The organism is Endozoicomonas sp. SESOKO4, from assembly GCF_024606275.1.
This window is the reverse complement of record NZ_JAHHPS010000245.1, coordinates 1-1,319: the sequence shown is the minus strand read 5'-3', so window position 1 is coordinate 1,319 and position 1,319 is coordinate 1. Positions and strand designations below refer to the sequence as shown.

Annotated in this window: 2 protein-coding genes; one reads left to right on the top strand and one right to left on the bottom strand. The window is 49.3% G+C overall.

The genetic code is table 11. The features are described 5' to 3' along the window. A partial coding sequence (locus KDK16_RS04500) for an aminotransferase class V-fold PLP-dependent enzyme (RefSeq protein WP_257274878.1) occupies nucleotides 1-630 on the top strand: 630 nt, incomplete at its 5' end. Here the strand turns inward: KDK16_RS04500 and KDK16_RS04495 are convergent. After that, a partial coding sequence (locus KDK16_RS04495; RefSeq protein ID WP_257274877.1) for a class I SAM-dependent rRNA methyltransferase occupies nucleotides 631-1,319 on the bottom strand: 689 nt, incomplete at its 5' end.

Sequence of the window (1,319 nt, the reverse complement as noted above, 5' to 3'; positions counted from 1 at the left end):
GTGTCTGACATCACAGAACTGACCAAAAGGAAGTCGATTATTTCAGTCGTAGATATCGCCCAGTCAGCCGGAGTTGTTCCCATTGACCTCAAACTCTGGCAGGCCGACTTCGTGATCGGTTCCAGTGTTAAATGGCTGTGTGGTGGACCTGGCAGTGGTTATCTCTGGGCCAGTGATGACATCATCGAACAATGCAGGCCTATGGATCTCGGCTGGTTTTCTCACCAGGACCCCATGGCGTTTGATATTCATCACTTTAACTATGCGGATGACGCGAGACGATTTACCGGAGGAACTCCTTCCATAATGCCTTTTACCGTCTCTGCAGAGAGTATCCGAACTCTGAGTCATATCGGTATCGAAAGGATTTTCCAACATAATCAGAAGCTGATTGATCGCATGATCGCTCGGATTAATCAAGGAGAGATTCGCTCTCCATTGCAGGGAAATCGTCGAGGAGGCACCCTGGCCATCTCATTTACAGATAACCAGAAAGCGATGAAAGCCATGCATGGTGCTGACATATTCTGCGATCAAAGATCCGAAGGCCTGCGTTTTTCACCTCACATCTACAATACGGAGGAAGACGCAGACCAACTGGTTGCAGTGATTAACCGGCTGAAATGCTAATCAGACTCGGGTCACCCGGGCAATGATCGCCTTGATGTACTCTGTCTCCGGTATGGCAGGCAGAACAGGGTGATCGGGGCCCTGGTGGCCTTGCTCGATGATTTGCAAATTACGATCAATATGGCGGCTGCCCGCTCTCAGAGCATCAAACAGTGAATCTTTTTGAAGATGCATGGAACAGGAACAGGACACCAAAATGCCATCCTTTTCCAGCAACCTCATGGCCAATTCATTAATACGGCGATAGGCCTGTTCACCCGCTTTGGTATCCTTGCGTTTCTTGATAAAGGCCGGTGGATCAACAATCACGACGTCGAACTTCTCACCTTCATCCCTCAGAGTTCTCAGAGTCGTGAAAGCATCGCCATGGATAGACTCAACACGATCGGCAAGACCATTAAGCCCGGCATTTTCATGGACCAGGTCTAACGCTTGTTCAGAAGCATCCACACAGGTGACCTGGCTGGCACCAAAAGCCGCACATTGAACGCCCCAGCCTCCGACATAACTGAAAACATCCAATACTTTCTTAGCATTGACGTAGTGACGCAAACGTCCACGGTTTAAACGATGATCGAAGAACCAGCCCGTTTTCTGACCTTTCATGACGGGCGCCCTGAACATGACACCATTCTCTTCCAGATCATTAAATCCCAGAAGCATTTCAGCCAGGCTCTCTTGAAGACGTG